Origin of the sequence: Nocardia sp. NPDC059236 (assembly GCF_042754085.1) — a bacterium.
In the GTDB taxonomy this organism is placed as follows: Bacteria; Actinomycetota; Actinomycetes; order Mycobacteriales; family Mycobacteriaceae; genus Nocardia.
Window position 1 is genome coordinate 731,726 of the sequence record NZ_JBHZAF010000001.1, and the last position, 16,175, is coordinate 747,900.

Consider the following 16,175-nt stretch of genomic DNA (forward strand, 5'->3'; position numbering starts at 1 on the left):
CAGGAGAAACCCTCTCATGCTCCAAATCACCCCTCTGCCGCGCGACACTCGTCCCGACCCTTACGACACCCCATGGGCACGCGCCATCCTGCTCGGCCTCCAAGGCAAACCGATCTACGCCGGCACCGTCCCCGACGACGAGATCTCGCGTCGGCGAGTGAAGAACCGCGCCGCACGCAAGGCCCGCAAGACCAACCGCCACGGCCGGTAGGAGCACGCACCTGATGACTCCACTTGAGATCCTCGACTTGCCGATGCAGGACAACGACGCTGACGCCGAAACCATCCGCGGATACCTTCTCGCGCTGTTGCGGGAGCTGTGGGCGGATGGTGAGGCTTTCGGCGGGAAGCGGCCGTTTGGCAACTCGGGCTGGGAATACGAACTGTATGAACCGCTCGCGCGTGCTGGTCTGATCGAGGCGACGTTCGATGAGGACGGCTACTTCGACACCTGCGACGACCAGGCCGGTCACGAGCTGATCGCACAGGCAATCACCGCGCTCGGCACGACCGGGCAGGCCGCATGAGCCGCAAGACCTTCCCCGAGATCCCGTTCAACACTGTCACCGGGCACATGGACGCATTCCCCGGCCGACTCAGCGAATGGCGCCGGAACGAACCGTTCACGGCCAGCCTGCGCATCGTCGGCACTGTGCGCGGCCAGTCCGCTGCCCGCTACATCGCTGAGGACATCGAAACCGGGCGCCAGTACCCGATGTTCATGACCGAGATGCTCGCGATCATCCAGCTCGCCACCATCGACCGCGGCGTCATCGCCGGCACGTGGATCGGCTGTAAACGCGGCGCCAACTACGGCATCCGCCTCAAGTCACAGGAGATCGCGGCATGACCGTCGATGTTGTCAACCACCCCGTTCATTACGGCACGGGCCGATTCACGTGTGAATGCATCGCGATCACACGGCACCTGACCTTCAACGCCGGCAACGCCTTCAAATACGTGTGGCGCCACCAGGAGAAGAACGGGCTCGAAGACCTCCGCAAGGCCGCCGTCTACCTGCGATGGTCGATCGAAGACCAGGAGGAACTGAGCCGCGGCGCAGCCTTGCCCGGTCTCGACGGCTTCGTGCAGGACCTGATCAGCGTGCACGTGCTGCCTTTTGCGGTCGGGCCGTACGAGCCGTTGATCGACATCGCCAAGTCGAACTTCGGTGAAGCGCTGCGCCGCGTCGAGTCTGCGATCCGCGCGTACGAGGTGCAGGCCGCGTGAGCGATTACCGAGCTGAACTGGCCGCCCGAGCCCTGGCCTGGATGAAAGCCAATGATGGTGGCGGCCTTTGCGTGTGGTGGCCGGCGGGCTCGAAACCAGGCGATCCCAATGACGACAGCCGACCGATCATGGCAGTCAACTGGGACAACGGTGGCGTCGGCGAGCTCGGCGTTTTCTACAACAAGAGCAATGCGGCCGCCATGCAGACCATCTGCGACATCTTCAACTGGGCCTTGGACGAACTCGTGCCCAGCGAGCGCGGCTGGTACGGCGAACGCACCTACCTGGAGGAACAAGCATGAGCGACAACGATGTTCGCACGGTCTCCACCCTCGACGAGTGGATCGAACTCACCCCTCTCCAACGCATGGGGCAACAGGTTTGGGCAACTGGCGACCTTGCCGCCCAGGTGCGTGAGCGCCTCGGCGAGACCAGTGACGACCCTGTACGGATCATTTGCTGCTTCGACCTCACCAGGCTCGAATTCGTTCTCAGCCTCGCCTGTGGCCAGCCAGGCACCGATGTCAAAGACATTGCGGTCGCGATGAACACCATCGACGACATCGAACCGGCACGTGCCTGGCTCGAAAACCGGGAACCCGACCCGGAACTCATCAAGCACCTGCCTGTACCGGAACCGATCACCAAGACACTCGCCGAAGCCTTGACCGACGCGATCGCCATCGGCGGTCGGAACCTGTGGGAAGCGATCGAACTGGGGATCTGCCCGGAGCGGGGCATGTGGACCGAATGCAGCGCTGCCCGCCCGCCCGCCGGCATGTACGCGCTGTGGGAGAAAGCCGCAGACCTGGTCTACCCGCTCATCGGCGTGGACGAAACGCAGTTCGAAGACGACTACGACCGGTACTACGCGTATCGGTGCTTCCCCGACCTCGAGGCGTGGTGGGACCGCGACCCTGACGAGGTGATGGCCGTGCTACGCCAAGCGGCAGCTCTCACCTCACAGGGTGACAGCACCGTCGAAGGGCAGGCGGCGTGATCGAGAAGACTGTGTCGACCATCGACGAATGGCTCGACTACGCGGATTACCGATTCGGTCCGAAAGCGGACGCAATAGGTCAACTGGCAGAACAGATCCGTGCACGCTTCGGCGCTAACAAGCACGCCGCGGTCACCTTGTACGAAGCGCGCGCCGATCCCAGCGGCATCGAACTCGTCATCGACTGCTCAGGCCACGAGAAGAGCTTCCTTCTTGCCGATTTCGAACCCAGTGACTACGCCGAGTGGCTGGATGAACCGCGCCGATGGGCCGAAGCCGAACGACGGCGAGCCGCGGAACTCAAGGCAGCGGCCGAGGCGGCCGAAGCCCGCGACCAAGCCCAAATCGACGCCATCACGGGGGCACTCGCCGCCGTGGAAGCCGAAGGCTACCGAAACGACCGCGACTGGCACGACAAGCTCATGGACCGGCTGGGAGTGAAGCACTGAGCCTCGACGAATGGATCGCAGACATGGACGAAAGAGAAAACCAATGAGCATCTTCACCCGCGCGCCAAAGCGTTCCACCGCGAACCTGGCCGCCGAAATCGCAGCAGCACCACGTGCCGTGACCCTGACGAAAGGGTCCGGACCCGCCACGCACCGCGACACCGTCGCCGCTGCCGGCGTCAACCTGGTCAAGAAATTCGACAAAGCCGGAATCAGCCTGTCCAAGGCCGGACTCGACGGCATCCGAGCCGAAGCCGTTCTGATCCTCGACCACTCCGGCTCGATGCGCGGCGGCTACCGCAACGGCATGGTGCAGACCCTCGTCGACCGCGCCCTGGCCTTCGCGTTGCAGATCGACGGCGACGGGAAAATCCCCGTCATCCCGTTCGATTCGCAGCTGTGGCCGACCGTCGAAGTGACCCTGTCCAACTACGCCGACATCGTGAACCGGCAGATCTACCGGCCCAACGACATGGGCGGCACCTACCTCGCGCGGGCACTGAATGCCGTGCTGGACATGGCCAAGACCGCCACGTCCCCGCTGTACGTGGTGATCGTGACCGACGACGATCCGACGGATCGGTCCAAAGTCGTTGCGACGCTGAAGGAACTGAAACGCTACGCGGTGTTCGTCAAGGTACTCACCCTCGTTCCCGCGCCGTTCTGGGACCAAATGGACGACCTCGAGATCCCAGGTTTGATCGACAACCTCGACGCGAAGCGGGTCGCCGACCCAGCCAGCATGAGCGATCTGGCATTCGCGGACGTCATGGTCGACGAGTGGCGGACCTGGGTCGACGCCGCAACAGCGGCAGGCATCCTGCAGTGAACTCAGAGGAGACCCGCGACGAAATCCGGGACAAGGCGATCGACCGGCTCGCACGCTGGAAGTACGAAGCATGGCGGAAAGCCGTCAACGACATGCCACCAATCCGCGGCTGCGAACCCTCACCCGGCCCGCTGTCGTACGACGAAGCACCCGAGCACGACTACACGCGGCGTGCGTACCGGCGAGAAGCCGCGAAAACCGTCGACGCCCTGGGCGATCTCCTGCCGACCGGGCAGGAGCTCCGGGAACTTGAGGACGGTTACGTCGGTCAGAGCATCAGCGCCACAGGCGTTGTCACGTCGGTAGCCAAGCCCTGCACTCGGCTGCAGCGGTACGTGACCGAATGGAAGAACGCGGTATGAACGCAGCCGAGATTCGTGTGCTGGCCATCGAGCGGTTGGCCGTCGCCCAGTTCACCAGCGACGAAGACGAATTCGCGACCCCTGCCGCACCCGCGCGGACCTGGGCGCGCGTTCCGGAGATCGTTCGCGAGCGCTACCGGAGCGACGCCGCGAAGCTTACGGACGCCATCGGTGACATGCTGCCGACCGGGGTCGAGGAGTCCGGCGGCTACGAGGTTTTCAACTTCCAGGGGGATGTCGTCCGCCGAACTCCGAAGCAGCGCAGATGGACCCACGACTGGCAGACCATCGAAAGTGACGCCGCTTGACCCGACACCTCTACCTCGGCGGAGTGCCAGGCTTACGCGCTGGCGACCTCTTCCAACCGCGCCACCGGCGCCGGCGGAACCAGGCCACACAGCACGCCGACCGCGTGTTCGCGACCCCGGACCGCTTGTACGCCAAGCACTATGCGCAGATCTGGAACGGTGATCTGTACCGCGTCGAATTCGTGGGGGAGTGGCAGCCGTCCGTCGAAGACCCGATCGAGTCGTTTCACGCACCCGCAGCGCGCGTAACCGAGGTCATCGACCGCGGCGTGGTCCTCAACCTGGCCGAGCGACGACACCTCTCCCGGAGATGGGAAGCCGCTGAAGAAGAAGCCGCTGCGTGACTTGTTCAGGAAATCCCGGAGCTCCGTACTGCGCGGAAACCAGCAATAGCCCGAACACCGAAGCGTCAGCATGATCTTTCGGCTCCTCGTCACTGGCAGCCGCAACTGGAACGACTGGCACGCCGTCGACCACGCCTTCACCGGAGTACTCGTCCAGCTGCCAGCCGGCTCCACACTCGTTGTCGTCCACGGCAACTGCCCAGACGGCCGACCACGGCGCCCACCCGGACTCGACGCCATCGCCGACCGATGGGCACGTTCCCCGATCATCGCTGCCCGCCACCCCGAATACACGATCATCGCCGAGCCGCACCCCGCCGACTGGGAACGCGACTGCGACAGCGATTGTCGGCACCAGCCGCGGCGGAAGAACGGGCGCTTGTACTGCCCGATGGCCGGCAACCTCCGCAACCAGGACATGGTGGACCTTGGCGCGGACGGGTGTCTCGGCTTCCCACTCCCTGGTTCCCGCGGCACGCGCGACTGCATGAGACGCGCGCGTGCCGCAGGGATCCGAGTAAACGAAATCCACCTCGATGGAGCCAGCCCAACAGCGCAATGAGATGTGGGTTTCTGGCCAGCGCTGGACTCAGCCTTTGTACGTTGTCTTGGACCGCTTGACTTCTACGTCCAAGAAGCCTCTCTGGCCGAGCAACTGTCGGAGAGCTTCCTCTCTCAGGTCCTGGTCCGACCCCGGCCCCACCGTGATTGACCTGATGGCGGACGGGATGACGGTGAGATCATCGACTGGCTGCGGCCTGATCAACCGAATGTAAGGGGTGATTCCGCCGGTTGGTCCTGGCCTGAACCGAAGCGGCGTGTAGAACGTCGGCCTAGACGCAACAATCCGCCATTCGTCCTCTTCGGCGAAGGCTTCATGTTTGAACTGTGCGAGGGAGCTCAGCATGTTGAACAGCGCAGAATCGGGTTCGCCTTCAACGATCAACTTTGCGGCTTCCCGAAGCTTCTCGTCGTCGAGACCGTAGTTCACCTGGACCAACGGGGATCCAATGGCATGTCCGACTACCGCGTCCCCTGCACGGAGTGCTGGCACCAGGAGATACTCAAGGGCACGTGAATCGAACTCGATCGAGTAGCCACCACCGTTTGCCCCGTATCCGCGCCATTGGCTGAGCAAGTCGCCATCCGTGCAGAAGCACGTCACATAGGCCGCCTGCGAGTGCGTCGTGTATGTGACGTCCTCCGTTGTGAAGTCGCCCTCGCGGATACGTTCCGCAACGTGCTGCAGTATCTCTTTCCGCGGCTCGTCGTCGGCCAGATCATCGAGCTGTTCAATAACTGCAGAACCGAGCTCTTTGGCTGCGAAGGTCAGCTCTGCTGAGTCATTCAGGTACCGGGCATCGGTTGCCCACAGGGAGAAGGACCGGACCGACGTCGTCTCGATGGCCAATCCAAGGTCATCTGTGTTTGTCAACGGCTCAAGGATCCCGAGCAAACCGGCCGCAGTTGTGTAGTGGTACAAGGAATCTGGCACGTTAAGAGACTCTACGCGCGAGTGGTGACGCGGTTGGCGTTCCGCTGGTTGCGGCGGGTCGCCTGGCTACCGTCCAAGCCAGAATGGACTGGTAACGCCGACGGGATCTTCGCGAGATGGGTTACGATCCCGATGATCTGAACGTCCAGCTCGACCTCGCCTGAATCAGGTGCTTGCTGTAGCGGAAAGTGCAGGCCGGCGGTGTCCCGCGGATGCTGGGCGGTCGCACTGAATAGTGCGTGTGCTGGACATCACGACCACCGCCCAGCCGCCTGCTCAGTGCGCCGAAGATTCGCTGAACTCATCGTCGCCGAATGGTGAGGTCTCACAGTACATCTCCACGGGCTCACCAGTGAGCACCTCGTAACGGGCAGTGGTTCCGGCGAGCTCAGGTGGGAGCTGACTGTTCGGGCGGAACCGCTTCACGTGAACGACGAGCAGCGTTCGGATGCTCAGGTGCGGCGGATAGTACGACAACTCATCTCCAACTGCGATGTCAGCATCAACATCCAGGCAGACCGCCCCGTTCAGATGGTCTGCCGCCTCAACGATGAACTCGGCGACAGTGCCGTCGTCACGCTTCCGTGTAACCGTCATCGGGATCATCGGTGCTCGCCCGCAGTACAACTCCATCTCGCCTACCACCTCGCATCGCTGGAATGTTGCCCTTACACCGGACCCTACCGACAGGGGGCGACAAGGTGCGTTCTAACATTCGCTGTCAACCAAACTGAGGCGATCAGTGCGGGCGATTACCCCCGAACGAGCCCCGAACCGACGCACGCGGTTCGGGGCTCGATTGGTCTCTGCGTCCAGATCAAATGTTCAGATGCGGTGATGGTTGTCCTCATCGCCTTCGCTACGGCCGAGCAATCGCTGCCTCTCTGCAAGCAATGCACGCTGAGCCTGCATCCGGCGGTAATCGTCAATGACTTCTTGGTCCTCGCGGCGCTGAGCGCGAATGCGGTTTCGATCTGACTGGCGCTCACGCCATCTAACAGGATCGGAACGCCGTTCAGAGACTTCTCTAGCGCAGCGCTCACAAACCTCGGAACCCCCGCCGCGGAAGACCGTTGGCAGCACGACCGACACCAACCGACCGCACATGGCTCGCTCACGAGGACCGTCTTCGACAAAGAAGATCTCCCGAGACTGCATCAACTGATTGAGATGACGGGCTCTTGACCATGATGGAAGGACAGCATGAACCTCTCCAGGTTCGTCCGGAATTTCCGGCTCATGGTGGCCAAGCGTCGGGTGCCGAACGAAGTTGTAACGTTCAACTGCTGCGCGCGGCTCGTCGAATTTCAATCAGTCCAGCCTTCCACGAGTTGGTCCTTCTCTTCCGATGATCGACGATACGAGCGGTCGCTGACATCTTCGGCTTCAGCGCTGGCTTTCGGTCCTGAGCTGGGCCATGATGCCAGCCTCCTCTTCAACATTCGTTCCTTCCGCTGCTCGGGCGTCGGCTCCACCCAGAGGTGCCACTTCACCTCGGATGACCATTGCTGGTAATGCCCCCTTTCGTCGATCCCGCACCAGCGGCAGGCATTCGGCGCCGGCACCTGGTCAGCCATCTCGCTGCCCTGGCTTGTGGTCGGCATTCGGGCGCACCTGCACGACGTGGTACATGACCACCGAATCAATTCGCTCGCCCCGAACACCATCCTGCTCGGCCAGGTACTCCCACTCGACATCGTGGACGCCGATGTAGCTGCCGTGCTTGTGGAACCGCCAGCCGCCCTGTCGCGGCTGATCCTCCCGGCGAACCTCCGTGAACACGACGATCAGATCCCGCGGATCGGTGAACACCCACGCCAGATACGGATGCGCGAGTATCTGTTCAGCCGAGTCCCCGACCCCGTACTCGTCAGGCGGGCAACCAGTCACGTCGAACGGCGGCTCCTCGGCCCCGGATTTGATCGCGGCGAACCGCTCCTGATACCACTCGCGCTTTTCACGCGAGCAGAACCAGTCATCGAATTCGAACTCCGGCCACTGAAACGCCGCCCACCCAAGGTGGCCTTCGTAGCAGCCAGCGAACCCACGGATCGGGTCCAACGCTGTTCCCTCGAACGGCTCCGGCAGCGTCCGGCCTTCGGGAAGATTGATCAAGGTCATTGCCCGTCACGTTCCTTTCGTTCTCGCTCATGCTTCGGTTGCCGTTCGCGCCGCTTGGACGGGATCGGCTGTGCCGCATTCGATCTGCGGATCTCGTGCCGACGTCGCCAGGCGGTGAGATCTGGTCGTTCAGGCTCGGACGTCGTCACGACACGTCACGCGTTCCGATGCTTTCCGCTGCTCCGCCAGGCGCTGGCTTCGCCGGAGGACCGCGAGCCGCTGTCGAGGGCTCAGCCGTTTCCAGGCCCGCCACTTCATGTCTGGAAAGTTCCACGGGTCACGATGCGTTTGTCCACTGCTCACTGGTCATCTCCGAACGGGATGCGCTGCACGAGATATTGGGCCACCCAGTCCTTCCCGCGCGGGGACGCGACCACAAGCTCCGCGTCTTCATAACGGAACAGCAGGGCGGGGTCCTGCTTCTTTACCCACTTCTTGGCGCTCGCCTTCGTCGGCAATGCACGCAACGGCATGTCTTCCTCGTAGCCCGAACGCAGCACCAGCCATACGTGCTTCATCGGGCATCGGGGGCTGCGAACTCGATGGTCAGCCGCAGCTGAAGGGCAGTCGCGACGCGGTCCAGGGTCACGACACTCGGCACGACGCCACCTGCTTCGAGACGGCTGATCGCGTTCTGCTTCATTCCCGACTTCAGTGCGAGCTCGGATTGCGTCCACCCGAGTGACTGGCGTGCTGACCGGACTTGCTCACCGAGCTGGTAGGCGAGTTCGGCTGCGCGATAAGCGGTCTGATATGTGGGGTCTGCCCGGTGGCTCATTCACGACTCTTTCGTGGAGTAGGGGAGTGCGGGCCGGTTCAGTGCGCGGGGGACGTCGTTGGCCCTCGCTCGTTCACGCCGTTGTGCCCGTGAAACGGCCCGCAGGCGCAACGATAGCAATGCACGGCATGCAGTGCAATGGACTGTATGCAGGAAATTTCGAGGTCGGTCCACGTTGTGAGGGTGTCGCACCCTCGCGCTGACCAGTTGATGACGGTTCGGTAACGGCACAGTGCGAGCTATTGAATCCAGCGCAATGCATTGCATAGTGTGAAGTTCATCAAACACCGGCTGGCACCGGGAACCTCAACCGAAAGCGAAACGATGCGAAACCCCACCCACCTCGACCCCTCGCAGTACTGCGAGATGTACGAGAACCGCTACAGCGACGCCGGCCAGCACTGCGGCCACGAAGAGTGCGACACCAGCTGCGAATTCATCTACACCGAAGCCGACTTCGCGAACGAGGTGGCGGCATGATCGACCCCGACACCTTCCAGGTCCGCAGCGTCCTCGACATCCCCGACTGGGCGCCCCGCTTCACCGGCATCGTCGACCGGGAAGCCAAGGAGTTCCGCGATCACCCGGTCTGCGACTGCTGCGACATGTTCGGAGCCGTCTACGTCGAATTCACGGTCGACGACCCCGAGGACGGCTGGATCGTCACCGACGCCATGTTCTGCGCCGAACACGCCTCCGACGAGGTGCGCTGCATCCTCGACCGCGAAGACCGCTCCATCGACCACGACACCGACGTCACCGTCAACTACTGGGCCATCCAGTACGGAGCATTCTCCGCGGCTGAGGCTCGGGCGGTGGCGGCATGAACATCAATGAGCTTCGCGGATTGCTCGGGCTGCCCGACGATGACAAGTACTTCGCCGAAATCGATGTAGACGGATCCGATTTCGCGTATTCGGAGTGCTGCATTGGCGAACCTCACCCCGCGTGCGTCCACATCGACTGGTGGAGTATCGACTACGACCGCGACACCGATGCGGCTCGTTGGGGCAGTCACGAACAGGACGCGTTCTGCTGGGAGCATGCCATCGAGTTCCTCGCCGACATCGTCGAAGAGACCGCGCCGTTCATGTGGGAGTACCTCTACCAGCCTTGGGGTGTCGAACCTGACGACCCCATGGTGAAGGTGGTCGTCAGCCGCACCACCATGCCCCAGCTCGTGGATTCGGTGCCCGCGTGATCACCCGCGAAGACCCCGCGGAGCGCGTCACCTACTTCGGTGACGCGCCCGTGGTAGACCGCGAAGGCTACTCGGTCGAAATCGGCTGCCCCGACAAGGAATCGAGCCTCTGCCTCCTGCGAGTAGCCGCCAACGCGAACGGCCCTGGCCCGAAGCTCCGCGTCGACCTGGCCGCCGGCGGAGTTCGTGAAGTGCTGTCCCGACTGGTCGCGTGGGAAGCCGATCACGACGCCGAGTTCATCCGGCAGATCGCAATCCGCGCCATCGAATGGCTCCGCACCCACGACCAGGACGCGTTCGCCGGCCTCACCCACTACATGCAGTCCTGCCTCACCGAAGGAGCTACGCGATGACCGAGACTGTCACCGAGACAACGCGATACGCGATCGAACTGCCGACCGGCGTGCTGGTGGACGACCTGGGCAGCTGGGACAGAGCGGGCGGTGTCCACAGCATGCTTCCCAATGGGCAATCCGCCTACCTGTGGGATGCGCCCGATGTCGCGCGGTCAGTCCGGATGCAGCTTTCAACCGACCTGACCGGCTACGGCCTCCAGACGCACTTCATGCAGAACTCGCGTGTCGTCGAGGTCCGTGTCCGCACCACTCTGGAGATCCGCCCGGTCGTCGAGGATCACGTCGCGGACGACGGAATCGCGGACGCACCGATCCTCGATGAAGCTGCGCCCGATTCCTCGTTCCTGGCGGCCCGCGTGCGGAGCTTGATCAGCGTCCTACAGGAGGGGGAGTGGCGCCAGCCCGGCGGCCCGATTGATGTGCAGGCGCTGATCGGCGAGCTTCAGCGAATGGTGGGAGACGATGAGCCCATCATGGAGGCCCACGTCGTCGGCCTGACGGAGCCGCGCACCTGGAGCAGCGTGACCGACATCCCGGTCGGCACCCGGTTCTATGACTACGTGCCCAACAACGTCTATGAGCGGCGCGAAACCGATTGCCTCCATCTCGCCAGCGGCTCGATGTATCGGCTCGCCGCTTTCAAGGACGAGCTGAACATCTACACCGAGGTTCTGCCCGAGACCGTCGAGCCGCGCACCTGGCAGACGGTGGCGGAGATCCCGTTTGGCGTTCGGTTCGTTTCCGCTGAGCATCGGGATGGTCCATACAGCTGGATTCGGTTCAGTCTGCACAGCTTCCGCGAGTACATCGACGGAACCGAGAGTTTCGTCGCCGGCATCGACCTGGATCAGCGTTACGGCAACGGCTTCGTGGAGGTGCTGTCGTGAAGCGAGTCTCCGTGTACCGCACGCCGATAGGGGAGTGGGCCGTCTTCAAACACACCGCCCCCGACGCATGGGAATGCCTCGACACCTTCCCGACCTGGCCCGAAGCCCTCGGATACGGCAACCGCATCAGCGCCACCGAACGCGCCCGCTACCGCTGGTGACCCCATAGACCTTCCGGACTGACCGCCGCGACCCACACCGTGACCCGCGCGGACGGCAGCCGTGAAGGAGGAGCGCGGCGCCTGGGATGACCCGCTCTGCCAGGCGCCGCCCCTACCAACCACTTTCACTCGCCCCAGGAGGCACCCAATGATCGAGAACACCACCAGCCGCGACTCCCTGGTCCATCTGCTCGGCGCGATGGCCGACGGCACCGACAAATACATCACCGACATGGAGGCCGCCGGCCAGCAGCAGATCGTCAGCAGCTCCCAGCTTCCGAAGAAGGGACCGTGGCCTGAAGCGGAAGCGTTGGGCTTCATCCGCGGTGACGACGTCCCGGGCGATGACCTGTTCGTATTCGCGACCCTGCCGGACGGCTGGAAGAAGGTCGCCACCGACCACGCCATGCACTCGAAGATCGTGGACGAGCGGGAAGTCGAACGCGTCAGCGTCTTCTATAAGGCCGCGTTCTACGACCGCCGCGCCGACTTCCACATCGTCAACGTCGGATACCAGCTGGCCTCGGATGCGATCTGGGGCGACGGAGCGGTCAAACTCCCCGCCAGCTGGTCGAAGCTGACGGACAACGAGCGCGCCGACTACGCCAACGCATTGGCACGCGGCCTGGCCGACGAGCACGACCATCGCCCGTGGATCACAGGCGCCGCAATCCAGGACTCGGACGAGAAGATCCGCCGTATCGAGGCGCTCCTTGTGCTCATTCCCACTCAGTGCCAGCCCGCGGCAGACCGCGGCTAACCGAGACTAGGTGAACCCCAATGCAACACAACATTCCCCTCATGCGCCGCGTCCACCAGCAGGCGACCGAGAACCCTGAAACCTTCGACCAGTCGAAATGGGCGAACTGCGTTGCCGGCTGGGCGATCCGGCTGAACGGCGGCTACGCGTTCAAACGTGAGCCCGGGAACCTGCGTGACGCCACTGAGGTCGTCAACTTCACCACTCATGAGGTCGAAGACGTCGAGACCGTCGCGGCCCGACTGCTCGGGCTGTGGGCTGAAGAAGCCGCGGGCCTGTTCGCCGCCAGCAACCGGGATGCCCTCGCCTGGCTGGAAGACATTCTCGCCGCGCACGATTCCCGCGACGCTGACCTGGTGAGCGAGGTTGCCGCATGAACCGGCGCGGTGACCACAACTACGGATACGGCAGCCGCCACTACGAACTCCTCGAAGACCTCGCCGAGAAAGCCGACTGGACCGGGCCGAAGGGCAGCGCCGAAGCCAAGAAGGCGCTCGAGGGCTACGTCGAGGGCTTGCATTCGTTGGCTCAGCTCCGCGCCCACGAGGCTGCCGACCAGGATCATTACCTCGAATCCCGTGGCGTCAAAGCCGAACAGGTGCACGCGGAACAGCTTTCAACCGCCGCCGCCTAACCCTCCTGCCGCGCAGCGAACCCGCTGCGCGGCAGATCCATATCTCGCGAGCCGTGCATATGCAGTGCAATGTAGACAATGCAATGCAAGCGATACTATGATCAACACGTGGCCAGCGAACCGGGGGAGAACGCTCAGCCGCCCCTCAACGCTTCACTCCTGAACCACCCGGAGAACGCCATGAAACCGTCGAAACCCTTCGCCCGCATACTCGGCGCAATCGCCGCCATCCCGCTCGTACTCGTCGGCTCGCTACTCGCCCCGATCATCGCTGTGGTTCGCGAATGACCCTCAGAATCAACGACGTCTGGGCCGACGCCGTCTGCCGGCAGCCCTACTACCAGCAGTGGATGCGGAAACGTCGCGCGTCGATGTGGGACTACTACGTCGACGGTGAAACGCAGAAGCAAAAGGACGATCGGCACTTCAAAGCCCGCAATCTCTGCTTCTCGTGCCCGCTGCGAACCGAATGCGATGAGCGTCACGACGAGTTGGTTCGCGCGAAAGGGGAGCGGGTTCCCGGGATTTGGGGTGGGCGGATTTACGTCGACCGGGACCGCGACGACCTTGCCGAAGCCGTATGAGTGACAGGGATTCGACCATGTCGATATATGCATCACACGATGTTGCGCGCGTGTCGTGCGACGAAACCTACGACGAAACCTACGACAGCAGGTGCGACGAATGATGCGACACTACGTCCCCAGTCCCGGTGAGATCGCCGAACACCGCACCGCCGTGCTGGACCGCTACCAGGGCGGCGAACCCGATGCCTGAATTCACCTACGTCTTTAAGCAGTACGCCAGCCACGTTGTCACCGTCGAAGCCGAATCTCGAGAGGCAGGCGAGGACGCCGCGTGGGACCGACTGCCCCCCAGCCTGTGCAACCAGTGCGCCCACGAGTTCGAGATGGCCGGCGATTGGGAGCTGGACGAGGAAGCGACCAAGGAGGCCACCGATGGCGAGTAACCACAACCCTCTGCCCGTACCCGAGCCGTTGACCGACGACCGCCTGCGCCAGCTCCGCGACGACGCGAACGTGTGCGCCAACGCCAACGAGCGGTCCATGGCCGACGAACTGCTCACCGCCCGTACCGCACTCGGCAACCTGCGGCAGACCATGCACCAAAGCCAGGTCATCTGGGACGCCCAGCACCAGCAGGTGTCCGACGAGCGCGACACCGCCCGCGCCGAACTCCAGCAGCTGCACAACGACACCCAGCAGCATTACACCGCCATCGCGGCCAAGCAGCAGCGGTACTCCCGCGACCATGACATCTACCGGGGCGCGCTTCGTGACGCCGCGCGCATGCTCGCCGATCTCGGAGTCACCAACCCGCCGCCGCGCTTCGCCGAAGCGCTTGCCCTCCAGGAGATTCCACGATGACCGGCGACCATCCGGGCATTCATGTCGACGCCCCGAACGTAGTGCTGTACAGCAAGCCGGGCTGCGGCCAGTGTGTCGCTACCTCGAAAGCGCTTGTGGCTCGGGGGATCCCGTTCGTGAAACGTGATGTGAGCAGCGACGCGAACGCTGCTGAACGTGTGCGGAACCTGGGCTATCAGTCCCTGCCCGTCATCGTCGCGGGCGACATGCACTGGTCCGGGTTCCAGCTCACCAAGATCGATCAGCTCGCCAACGCGCTGCGGAACTGGACTCCCAGCGCACCCGTAGAGGAGGCCGACCATGCCTGACCGCACTATCACCACCGACACCGGATCGATCGTGACTCTCACCGAACGGGACGGCGACATCGTGGTGCTGCTCGACCACCCGAACGCACCAGCCGATATGCGCGGCGTCGAGGCAGGGCGAGTCATCGACGGTGGATTCCAGCCCGCGCTGTTCGCGCCGTGGGGGCTCACGCCGCCGACCCTGCGCGCGCTCGCCGATCTCATCGAGGAGAACACCGATGCGTGACGAAGGAACCGATTTCGAGGCGGCCATGTCTGCGCTCGGCGCGGTGTGGAAGTCGCGGCGGCAGGTGCAGGAGCAGGTTGCGCAGTTCCGTCGCGCCTGCAAGACGCTGGGCGTCATCATCGAGCGCCAGTGCCGGGCTGCCCTGGACGCTACCGGTTTGCACGACATCATCGACGAGACCGGTGACGGTGACTGGCAGGTGGTGTGGGAACGCGTCGCCGAGCTGGGGGCAGATCTCGCCAAGGCCCGCGCGCGCATCGCCGAGCTGGAGGCGCGGCAAAAGCCGATCGGGTACGCAGTCGCGGTATACCCGGGTGCCAACCTTCCCCCGTTGATCGAAGACGTGCACCCGACCCTTGAGAGCGCCGAGGGAGAGGCCGCCGAGCTGCGAAAGATTGACAGTTCCGCCGTCGATCGCCGCGTCTACGGGCTGCGGGAGGTGAACAACCGTGCCTGACAACACGATCCGGGCTCTTCTCGAAGACGCCTGGGATGACGGCAACGCCGCGGGCCTGGATGGCTGGGTCGGTCCGGGGCGCGGCACCGAGCCGGTTGATGAGGACGCGATCCTCCGGCGTGGACGAGCGACGAAGAACGCGCTGGCAAATCTGGAGGGGTGGCGTCCACCCGCCCGCGTCATTGACACCACCGAGATCGAGGCGATGCCGACCGGCACTCTCCTCCGGTCCGCAGATGGCGACGTCGCCTCTGTGGACCACGGAGGCGACGGTGAATGGCTCGGTCACAACACCAAGGTCCATTTCCTTGGCTTTGTGACGCGTTGGTCGGAGTGCGTCATGCATTTGCCGGCCGACCAGTGGACCGTGCTGTGGCAGCCGGAGGTGAACGACCATGCCTGAACGCATCCAACGCAAACGCACCGCTGGATGGCGCTCACCCGAAGGGGCTGTGTACGTCGGTCGCCCGACGAAATGGGGCAACCCATTCACGCTCGGCGGCTCGAACGGGCTCGCGTGCGTGCCCGGTGCGGTCACCGGTGCCGACTGGGAGTACGAAGACCGGATCTCCGCAGCGGGGATGCGTCACGACTACTTCCACGGCGGCGACCGCGTCACCCGTTGCGAGATCCGCAATCTGACTCGCGCCGAGGCGGTTGCCTTGTACCGAGAGGTCCTCACACGCGACGCCGTGCACCTGCGCGACGCCCGATGGATCCGCCTCGAGCACCGCGGCCAGCCCGTCACGATCGAGGACGTCCGCACCGAGCTGGCCGGCCGCGACCTCGTCTGCTGGTGCCCGCTCGATCAGCCCTGCCACGCCGACGTGCTGCTGAAGATCGCCAACGCTGAGCCGGAGGTGAGCGGCCGTGGCTGAACC

At 63.8% G+C, this 16,175-nt stretch carries 37 protein-coding genes; 29 read left to right on the forward strand and 8 right to left on the reverse strand.

Annotated elements, in window-relative coordinates; translation table 11 throughout:
• Window positions 1-16: 16 nt before the first annotated feature.
• Genes ACFXIV_RS03675 through ACFXIV_RS03720 form a run of 10 tightly spaced genes read left to right on the forward strand, consistent with a single transcriptional unit; the run spans window position 17 to window position 4,178 of the window.
• Window positions 17-211, forward strand: a complete 195-nt coding sequence (locus ACFXIV_RS03675; RefSeq protein ID WP_379400371.1) for a hypothetical protein — start codon at window positions 17-19, stop codon at window positions 209-211.
• Between the two features lie 13 nt (window positions 212-224).
• Window positions 225-527 (forward strand): hypothetical protein, encoded by a 303-nt coding sequence (locus ACFXIV_RS03680; protein ID WP_379400370.1) that lies wholly within the window; start codon window positions 225-227, stop codon window positions 525-527.
• Window positions 524-850: a hypothetical protein gene (locus ACFXIV_RS03685; protein WP_379400369.1), complete on the forward strand. Its 327-nt coding sequence runs from the start codon at window positions 524-526 to the stop codon at window positions 848-850. The genes ACFXIV_RS03680 and ACFXIV_RS03685 overlap by 4 nt, the downstream gene beginning before the upstream one ends.
• On the forward strand, window positions 847-1,230 hold the full coding sequence (locus tag ACFXIV_RS03690; protein ID WP_379400368.1) for a DUF3310 domain-containing protein: 384 nt from the start codon (window positions 847-849) through the stop codon (window positions 1,228-1,230). The genes ACFXIV_RS03685 and ACFXIV_RS03690 overlap by 4 nt, the downstream gene beginning before the upstream one ends.
• Window positions 1,227-1,532, forward strand: a complete 306-nt coding sequence (locus tag ACFXIV_RS03695; protein WP_379400367.1) for a hypothetical protein — start codon at window positions 1,227-1,229, stop codon at window positions 1,530-1,532. The genes ACFXIV_RS03690 and ACFXIV_RS03695 overlap by 4 nt, the downstream gene beginning before the upstream one ends.
• Window positions 1,529-2,230, forward strand: coding sequence for a hypothetical protein (locus ACFXIV_RS03700; protein ID WP_379400366.1), 702 nt, complete (start codon window positions 1,529-1,531; stop codon window positions 2,228-2,230). The genes ACFXIV_RS03695 and ACFXIV_RS03700 overlap by 4 nt, the downstream gene beginning before the upstream one ends.
• Complete coding sequence (locus ACFXIV_RS03705; RefSeq protein WP_379400365.1) at window positions 2,227-2,679, forward strand: hypothetical protein; 453 nt, start codon at window positions 2,227-2,229, stop codon at window positions 2,677-2,679. Before ACFXIV_RS03700 ends, ACFXIV_RS03705 begins: the two co-directional genes overlap by 4 nt.
• Before the next feature lie 43 nt (window positions 2,680-2,722).
• Entirely contained in the window at window positions 2,723-3,508 is a 786-nt protein-coding gene (locus ACFXIV_RS03710) for a VWA domain-containing protein (protein WP_379400364.1), read from the forward strand.
• Window positions 3,505-3,870, forward strand: a complete 366-nt coding sequence (locus tag ACFXIV_RS03715) for a hypothetical protein (RefSeq protein ID WP_379400363.1) — start codon at window positions 3,505-3,507, stop codon at window positions 3,868-3,870. Before ACFXIV_RS03710 ends, ACFXIV_RS03715 begins: the two co-directional genes overlap by 4 nt.
• Window positions 3,867-4,178 carry a hypothetical protein gene (locus tag ACFXIV_RS03720; RefSeq protein ID WP_379400362.1) on the forward strand — a complete coding sequence of 104 codons (312 nt, stop codon included), beginning with the start codon at window positions 3,867-3,869 and terminating at the stop codon, window positions 4,176-4,178. The genes ACFXIV_RS03715 and ACFXIV_RS03720 overlap by 4 nt, the downstream gene beginning before the upstream one ends.
• Window positions 4,179-4,210: 32 nt before the next feature.
• Here ACFXIV_RS03720 and ACFXIV_RS03725 read toward each other — a convergent pair whose 3' ends face one another.
• Window positions 4,211-4,594, reverse strand: coding sequence for a hypothetical protein (locus ACFXIV_RS03725; protein ID WP_379400361.1), 384 nt, complete (start codon window positions 4,592-4,594; stop codon window positions 4,211-4,213).
• Between ACFXIV_RS03725 and ACFXIV_RS03730 the strand changes: the two genes are divergently transcribed.
• Entirely contained in the window at window positions 4,593-5,084 is a 492-nt protein-coding gene (locus tag ACFXIV_RS03730; protein ID WP_379400360.1) for an SLOG family protein, read from the forward strand. The two genes, ACFXIV_RS03725 and ACFXIV_RS03730, sit on opposite strands and share 2 nt — an antisense overlap.
• A gap of 27 nt (window positions 5,085-5,111) precedes the next feature.
• Here ACFXIV_RS03730 and ACFXIV_RS03735 read toward each other — a convergent pair whose 3' ends face one another.
• The 7 genes from ACFXIV_RS03735 to ACFXIV_RS03765 form a co-directional block, all read right to left on the reverse strand.
• Complete coding sequence (locus ACFXIV_RS03735; protein ID WP_379400359.1) at window positions 5,112-6,017, reverse strand: DUF2971 domain-containing protein; 906 nt, start codon at window positions 6,015-6,017, stop codon at window positions 5,112-5,114.
• 276 nt (window positions 6,018-6,293) lie between these two features.
• A complete protein-coding gene (locus ACFXIV_RS03740) occupies window positions 6,294-6,650 on the reverse strand; it encodes a hypothetical protein (protein WP_379400358.1) in 357 nt (118 codons plus the stop codon).
• 192 nt (window positions 6,651-6,842) lie between these two features.
• Window positions 6,843-7,328, reverse strand: a complete 486-nt coding sequence (locus tag ACFXIV_RS03745) for a hypothetical protein (protein WP_379400357.1) — start codon at window positions 7,326-7,328, stop codon at window positions 6,843-6,845.
• Entirely contained in the window at window positions 7,325-7,621 is a 297-nt protein-coding gene (locus ACFXIV_RS03750; protein WP_379421209.1) for a hypothetical protein, read from the reverse strand. Before ACFXIV_RS03750 ends, ACFXIV_RS03745 begins: the two co-directional genes overlap by 4 nt.
• The gene (locus tag ACFXIV_RS03755) at window positions 7,587-8,138 is read right to left on the reverse strand and encodes a hypothetical protein (RefSeq protein WP_379400356.1); all 552 of its coding nucleotides are present in this window, start codon (window positions 8,136-8,138) and stop codon (window positions 7,587-7,589) included. Before ACFXIV_RS03755 ends, ACFXIV_RS03750 begins: the two co-directional genes overlap by 35 nt.
• Before the next feature lie 299 nt (window positions 8,139-8,437).
• Window positions 8,438-8,656, reverse strand: a complete 219-nt coding sequence (locus tag ACFXIV_RS03760; protein ID WP_379400355.1) for a hypothetical protein — start codon at window positions 8,654-8,656, stop codon at window positions 8,438-8,440.
• A complete protein-coding gene (locus tag ACFXIV_RS03765; RefSeq protein WP_379400354.1) occupies window positions 8,653-8,916 on the reverse strand; it encodes a multiprotein-bridging factor 1 family protein in 264 nt (87 codons plus the stop codon). The genes ACFXIV_RS03760 and ACFXIV_RS03765 overlap by 4 nt, the downstream gene beginning before the upstream one ends.
• A gap of 324 nt (window positions 8,917-9,240) precedes the next feature.
• On the opposite strand from ACFXIV_RS03765, the gene ACFXIV_RS03770 reads away from it, so the two are divergent.
• From ACFXIV_RS03770 to ACFXIV_RS03855, 18 genes are all read left to right on the forward strand, one after another.
• Window positions 9,241-9,396, forward strand: coding sequence for a hypothetical protein (locus tag ACFXIV_RS03770; RefSeq protein ID WP_379400353.1), 156 nt, complete (start codon window positions 9,241-9,243; stop codon window positions 9,394-9,396).
• The gene (locus tag ACFXIV_RS03775; protein WP_379400352.1) at window positions 9,393-9,743 is read left to right on the forward strand and encodes a hypothetical protein; all 351 of its coding nucleotides are present in this window, start codon (window positions 9,393-9,395) and stop codon (window positions 9,741-9,743) included. Before ACFXIV_RS03770 ends, ACFXIV_RS03775 begins: the two co-directional genes overlap by 4 nt.
• Complete coding sequence (locus tag ACFXIV_RS03780) at window positions 9,740-10,117, forward strand: hypothetical protein (RefSeq protein WP_379400351.1); 378 nt, start codon at window positions 9,740-9,742, stop codon at window positions 10,115-10,117. The genes ACFXIV_RS03775 and ACFXIV_RS03780 overlap by 4 nt, the downstream gene beginning before the upstream one ends.
• Window positions 10,114-10,470 carry a hypothetical protein gene (locus ACFXIV_RS03785; RefSeq protein WP_379400350.1) on the forward strand — a complete coding sequence of 119 codons (357 nt, stop codon included), beginning with the start codon at window positions 10,114-10,116 and terminating at the stop codon, window positions 10,468-10,470. The genes ACFXIV_RS03780 and ACFXIV_RS03785 overlap by 4 nt, the downstream gene beginning before the upstream one ends.
• Window positions 10,467-11,360, forward strand: a complete 894-nt coding sequence (locus ACFXIV_RS03790; protein WP_379400349.1) for a hypothetical protein — start codon at window positions 10,467-10,469, stop codon at window positions 11,358-11,360. Before ACFXIV_RS03785 ends, ACFXIV_RS03790 begins: the two co-directional genes overlap by 4 nt.
• On the forward strand, window positions 11,357-11,521 hold the full coding sequence (locus tag ACFXIV_RS03795; RefSeq protein WP_379400348.1) for a hypothetical protein: 165 nt from the start codon (window positions 11,357-11,359) through the stop codon (window positions 11,519-11,521). The genes ACFXIV_RS03790 and ACFXIV_RS03795 overlap by 4 nt, the downstream gene beginning before the upstream one ends.
• Window positions 11,522-11,669: 148 nt before the next feature.
• Window positions 11,670-12,281 (forward strand): hypothetical protein, encoded by a 612-nt coding sequence (locus tag ACFXIV_RS03800; RefSeq protein WP_379400347.1) that lies wholly within the window; start codon window positions 11,670-11,672, stop codon window positions 12,279-12,281.
• Between the two features lie 20 nt (window positions 12,282-12,301).
• On the forward strand, window positions 12,302-12,658 hold the full coding sequence (locus ACFXIV_RS03805) for a hypothetical protein (RefSeq protein WP_379400346.1): 357 nt from the start codon (window positions 12,302-12,304) through the stop codon (window positions 12,656-12,658).
• A complete protein-coding gene (locus ACFXIV_RS03810; RefSeq protein ID WP_379400345.1) occupies window positions 12,655-12,915 on the forward strand; it encodes a hypothetical protein in 261 nt (86 codons plus the stop codon). The genes ACFXIV_RS03805 and ACFXIV_RS03810 overlap by 4 nt, the downstream gene beginning before the upstream one ends.
• Before the next feature lie 108 nt (window positions 12,916-13,023).
• Window positions 13,024-13,203, forward strand: a complete 180-nt coding sequence (locus tag ACFXIV_RS03815) for a hypothetical protein (protein ID WP_379400344.1) — start codon at window positions 13,024-13,026, stop codon at window positions 13,201-13,203.
• Window positions 13,200-13,499, forward strand: a complete 300-nt coding sequence (locus ACFXIV_RS03820) for a WhiB family transcriptional regulator (protein ID WP_379400343.1) — start codon at window positions 13,200-13,202, stop codon at window positions 13,497-13,499. Before ACFXIV_RS03815 ends, ACFXIV_RS03820 begins: the two co-directional genes overlap by 4 nt.
• Window positions 13,500-13,684: 185 nt before the next feature.
• Entirely contained in the window at window positions 13,685-13,885 is a 201-nt protein-coding gene (locus ACFXIV_RS03825; RefSeq protein ID WP_379400342.1) for a hypothetical protein, read from the forward strand.
• Window positions 13,875-14,303: a hypothetical protein gene (locus ACFXIV_RS03830; protein ID WP_379400341.1), complete on the forward strand. Its 429-nt coding sequence runs from the start codon at window positions 13,875-13,877 to the stop codon at window positions 14,301-14,303. Before ACFXIV_RS03825 ends, ACFXIV_RS03830 begins: the two co-directional genes overlap by 11 nt.
• The gene (locus ACFXIV_RS03835) at window positions 14,300-14,611 is read left to right on the forward strand and encodes a glutaredoxin family protein (protein ID WP_379400340.1); all 312 of its coding nucleotides are present in this window, start codon (window positions 14,300-14,302) and stop codon (window positions 14,609-14,611) included. The genes ACFXIV_RS03830 and ACFXIV_RS03835 overlap by 4 nt, the downstream gene beginning before the upstream one ends.
• Window positions 14,604-14,837, forward strand: a complete 234-nt coding sequence (locus ACFXIV_RS03840; RefSeq protein ID WP_379400339.1) for a hypothetical protein — start codon at window positions 14,604-14,606, stop codon at window positions 14,835-14,837. The genes ACFXIV_RS03835 and ACFXIV_RS03840 overlap by 8 nt, the downstream gene beginning before the upstream one ends.
• Window positions 14,830-15,294, forward strand: a complete 465-nt coding sequence (locus ACFXIV_RS03845; protein ID WP_379400338.1) for a hypothetical protein — start codon at window positions 14,830-14,832, stop codon at window positions 15,292-15,294. The genes ACFXIV_RS03840 and ACFXIV_RS03845 overlap by 8 nt, the downstream gene beginning before the upstream one ends.
• Complete coding sequence (locus tag ACFXIV_RS03850; protein ID WP_379400337.1) at window positions 15,287-15,697, forward strand: hypothetical protein; 411 nt, start codon at window positions 15,287-15,289, stop codon at window positions 15,695-15,697. Before ACFXIV_RS03845 ends, ACFXIV_RS03850 begins: the two co-directional genes overlap by 8 nt.
• Complete coding sequence (locus tag ACFXIV_RS03855) at window positions 15,690-16,172, forward strand: DUF4326 domain-containing protein (protein ID WP_379400336.1); 483 nt, start codon at window positions 15,690-15,692, stop codon at window positions 16,170-16,172. The genes ACFXIV_RS03850 and ACFXIV_RS03855 overlap by 8 nt, the downstream gene beginning before the upstream one ends.
• The last annotated feature ends 3 nt before the right edge of the window (window positions 16,173-16,175 follow it).

Bases quoted from the DNA above. Each gene is read 5' to 3' on its own strand.
- ACFXIV_RS03725 (WP_379400361.1), bottom strand. From the start codon at position 4,594: ATGCTGACGCTTCGGTGTTCGGGCTATTGCTGGTTTCCGCGCAGTACG.
- ACFXIV_RS03690 (WP_379400368.1), top strand. From the start codon at position 847: ATGACCGTCGATGTTGTCAACCACCCCGTTCATTACGGCACGGGCCGA.
- ACFXIV_RS03680 (WP_379400370.1), top strand. From the start codon at position 225: ATGACTCCACTTGAGATCCTCGACTTGCCGATGCAGGACAACGACGCT.
- ACFXIV_RS03720 (WP_379400362.1), top strand. From the start codon at position 3,867: ATGAACGCAGCCGAGATTCGTGTGCTGGCCATCGAGCGGTTGGCCGTC.
- ACFXIV_RS03810 (WP_379400345.1), top strand. From the start codon at position 12,655: ATGAACCGGCGCGGTGACCACAACTACGGATACGGCAGCCGCCACTAC.
- ACFXIV_RS03675 (WP_379400371.1), top strand. From the start codon at position 17: ATGCTCCAAATCACCCCTCTGCCGCGCGACACTCGTCCCGACCCTTAC.
- ACFXIV_RS03780 (WP_379400351.1), top strand. From the start codon at position 9,740: ATGAACATCAATGAGCTTCGCGGATTGCTCGGGCTGCCCGACGATGAC.
- ACFXIV_RS03730 (WP_379400360.1), top strand. From the start codon at position 4,593: ATGATCTTTCGGCTCCTCGTCACTGGCAGCCGCAACTGGAACGACTGG.
- ACFXIV_RS03840 (WP_379400339.1), top strand. From the start codon at position 14,604: ATGCCTGACCGCACTATCACCACCGACACCGGATCGATCGTGACTCTC.
- ACFXIV_RS03805 (WP_379400346.1), top strand. From the start codon at position 12,302: ATGCAACACAACATTCCCCTCATGCGCCGCGTCCACCAGCAGGCGACC.
- ACFXIV_RS03750 (WP_379421209.1), bottom strand. From the start codon at position 7,621: ATGCCGACCACAAGCCAGGGCAGCGAGATGGCTGACCAGGTGCCGGCG.
- ACFXIV_RS03820 (WP_379400343.1), top strand. From the start codon at position 13,200: ATGACCCTCAGAATCAACGACGTCTGGGCCGACGCCGTCTGCCGGCAG.
- ACFXIV_RS03775 (WP_379400352.1), top strand. From the start codon at position 9,393: ATGATCGACCCCGACACCTTCCAGGTCCGCAGCGTCCTCGACATCCCC.
- ACFXIV_RS03855 (WP_379400336.1), top strand. From the start codon at position 15,690: ATGCCTGAACGCATCCAACGCAAACGCACCGCTGGATGGCGCTCACCC.
- ACFXIV_RS03740 (WP_379400358.1), bottom strand. From the start codon at position 6,650: ATGGAGTTGTACTGCGGGCGAGCACCGATGATCCCGATGACGGTTACA.
- ACFXIV_RS03845 (WP_379400338.1), top strand. From the start codon at position 14,830: ATGCGTGACGAAGGAACCGATTTCGAGGCGGCCATGTCTGCGCTCGGC.
- ACFXIV_RS03760 (WP_379400355.1), bottom strand. From the start codon at position 8,656: ATGAAGCACGTATGGCTGGTGCTGCGTTCGGGCTACGAGGAAGACATG.
- ACFXIV_RS03790 (WP_379400349.1), top strand. From the start codon at position 10,467: ATGACCGAGACTGTCACCGAGACAACGCGATACGCGATCGAACTGCCG.
- ACFXIV_RS03800 (WP_379400347.1), top strand. From the start codon at position 11,670: ATGATCGAGAACACCACCAGCCGCGACTCCCTGGTCCATCTGCTCGGC.
- ACFXIV_RS03825 (WP_379400342.1), top strand. From the start codon at position 13,685: ATGCCTGAATTCACCTACGTCTTTAAGCAGTACGCCAGCCACGTTGTC.
- ACFXIV_RS03765 (WP_379400354.1), bottom strand. From the start codon at position 8,916: ATGAGCCACCGGGCAGACCCCACATATCAGACCGCTTATCGCGCAGCC.
- ACFXIV_RS03770 (WP_379400353.1), top strand. From the start codon at position 9,241: ATGCGAAACCCCACCCACCTCGACCCCTCGCAGTACTGCGAGATGTAC.
- ACFXIV_RS03755 (WP_379400356.1), bottom strand. From the start codon at position 8,138: ATGACCTTGATCAATCTTCCCGAAGGCCGGACGCTGCCGGAGCCGTTC.
- ACFXIV_RS03830 (WP_379400341.1), top strand. From the start codon at position 13,875: ATGGCGAGTAACCACAACCCTCTGCCCGTACCCGAGCCGTTGACCGAC.
- ACFXIV_RS03685 (WP_379400369.1), top strand. From the start codon at position 524: ATGAGCCGCAAGACCTTCCCCGAGATCCCGTTCAACACTGTCACCGGG.
- ACFXIV_RS03700 (WP_379400366.1), top strand. From the start codon at position 1,529: ATGAGCGACAACGATGTTCGCACGGTCTCCACCCTCGACGAGTGGATC.
- ACFXIV_RS03835 (WP_379400340.1), top strand. From the start codon at position 14,300: ATGACCGGCGACCATCCGGGCATTCATGTCGACGCCCCGAACGTAGTG.
- ACFXIV_RS03710 (WP_379400364.1), top strand. From the start codon at position 2,723: ATGAGCATCTTCACCCGCGCGCCAAAGCGTTCCACCGCGAACCTGGCC.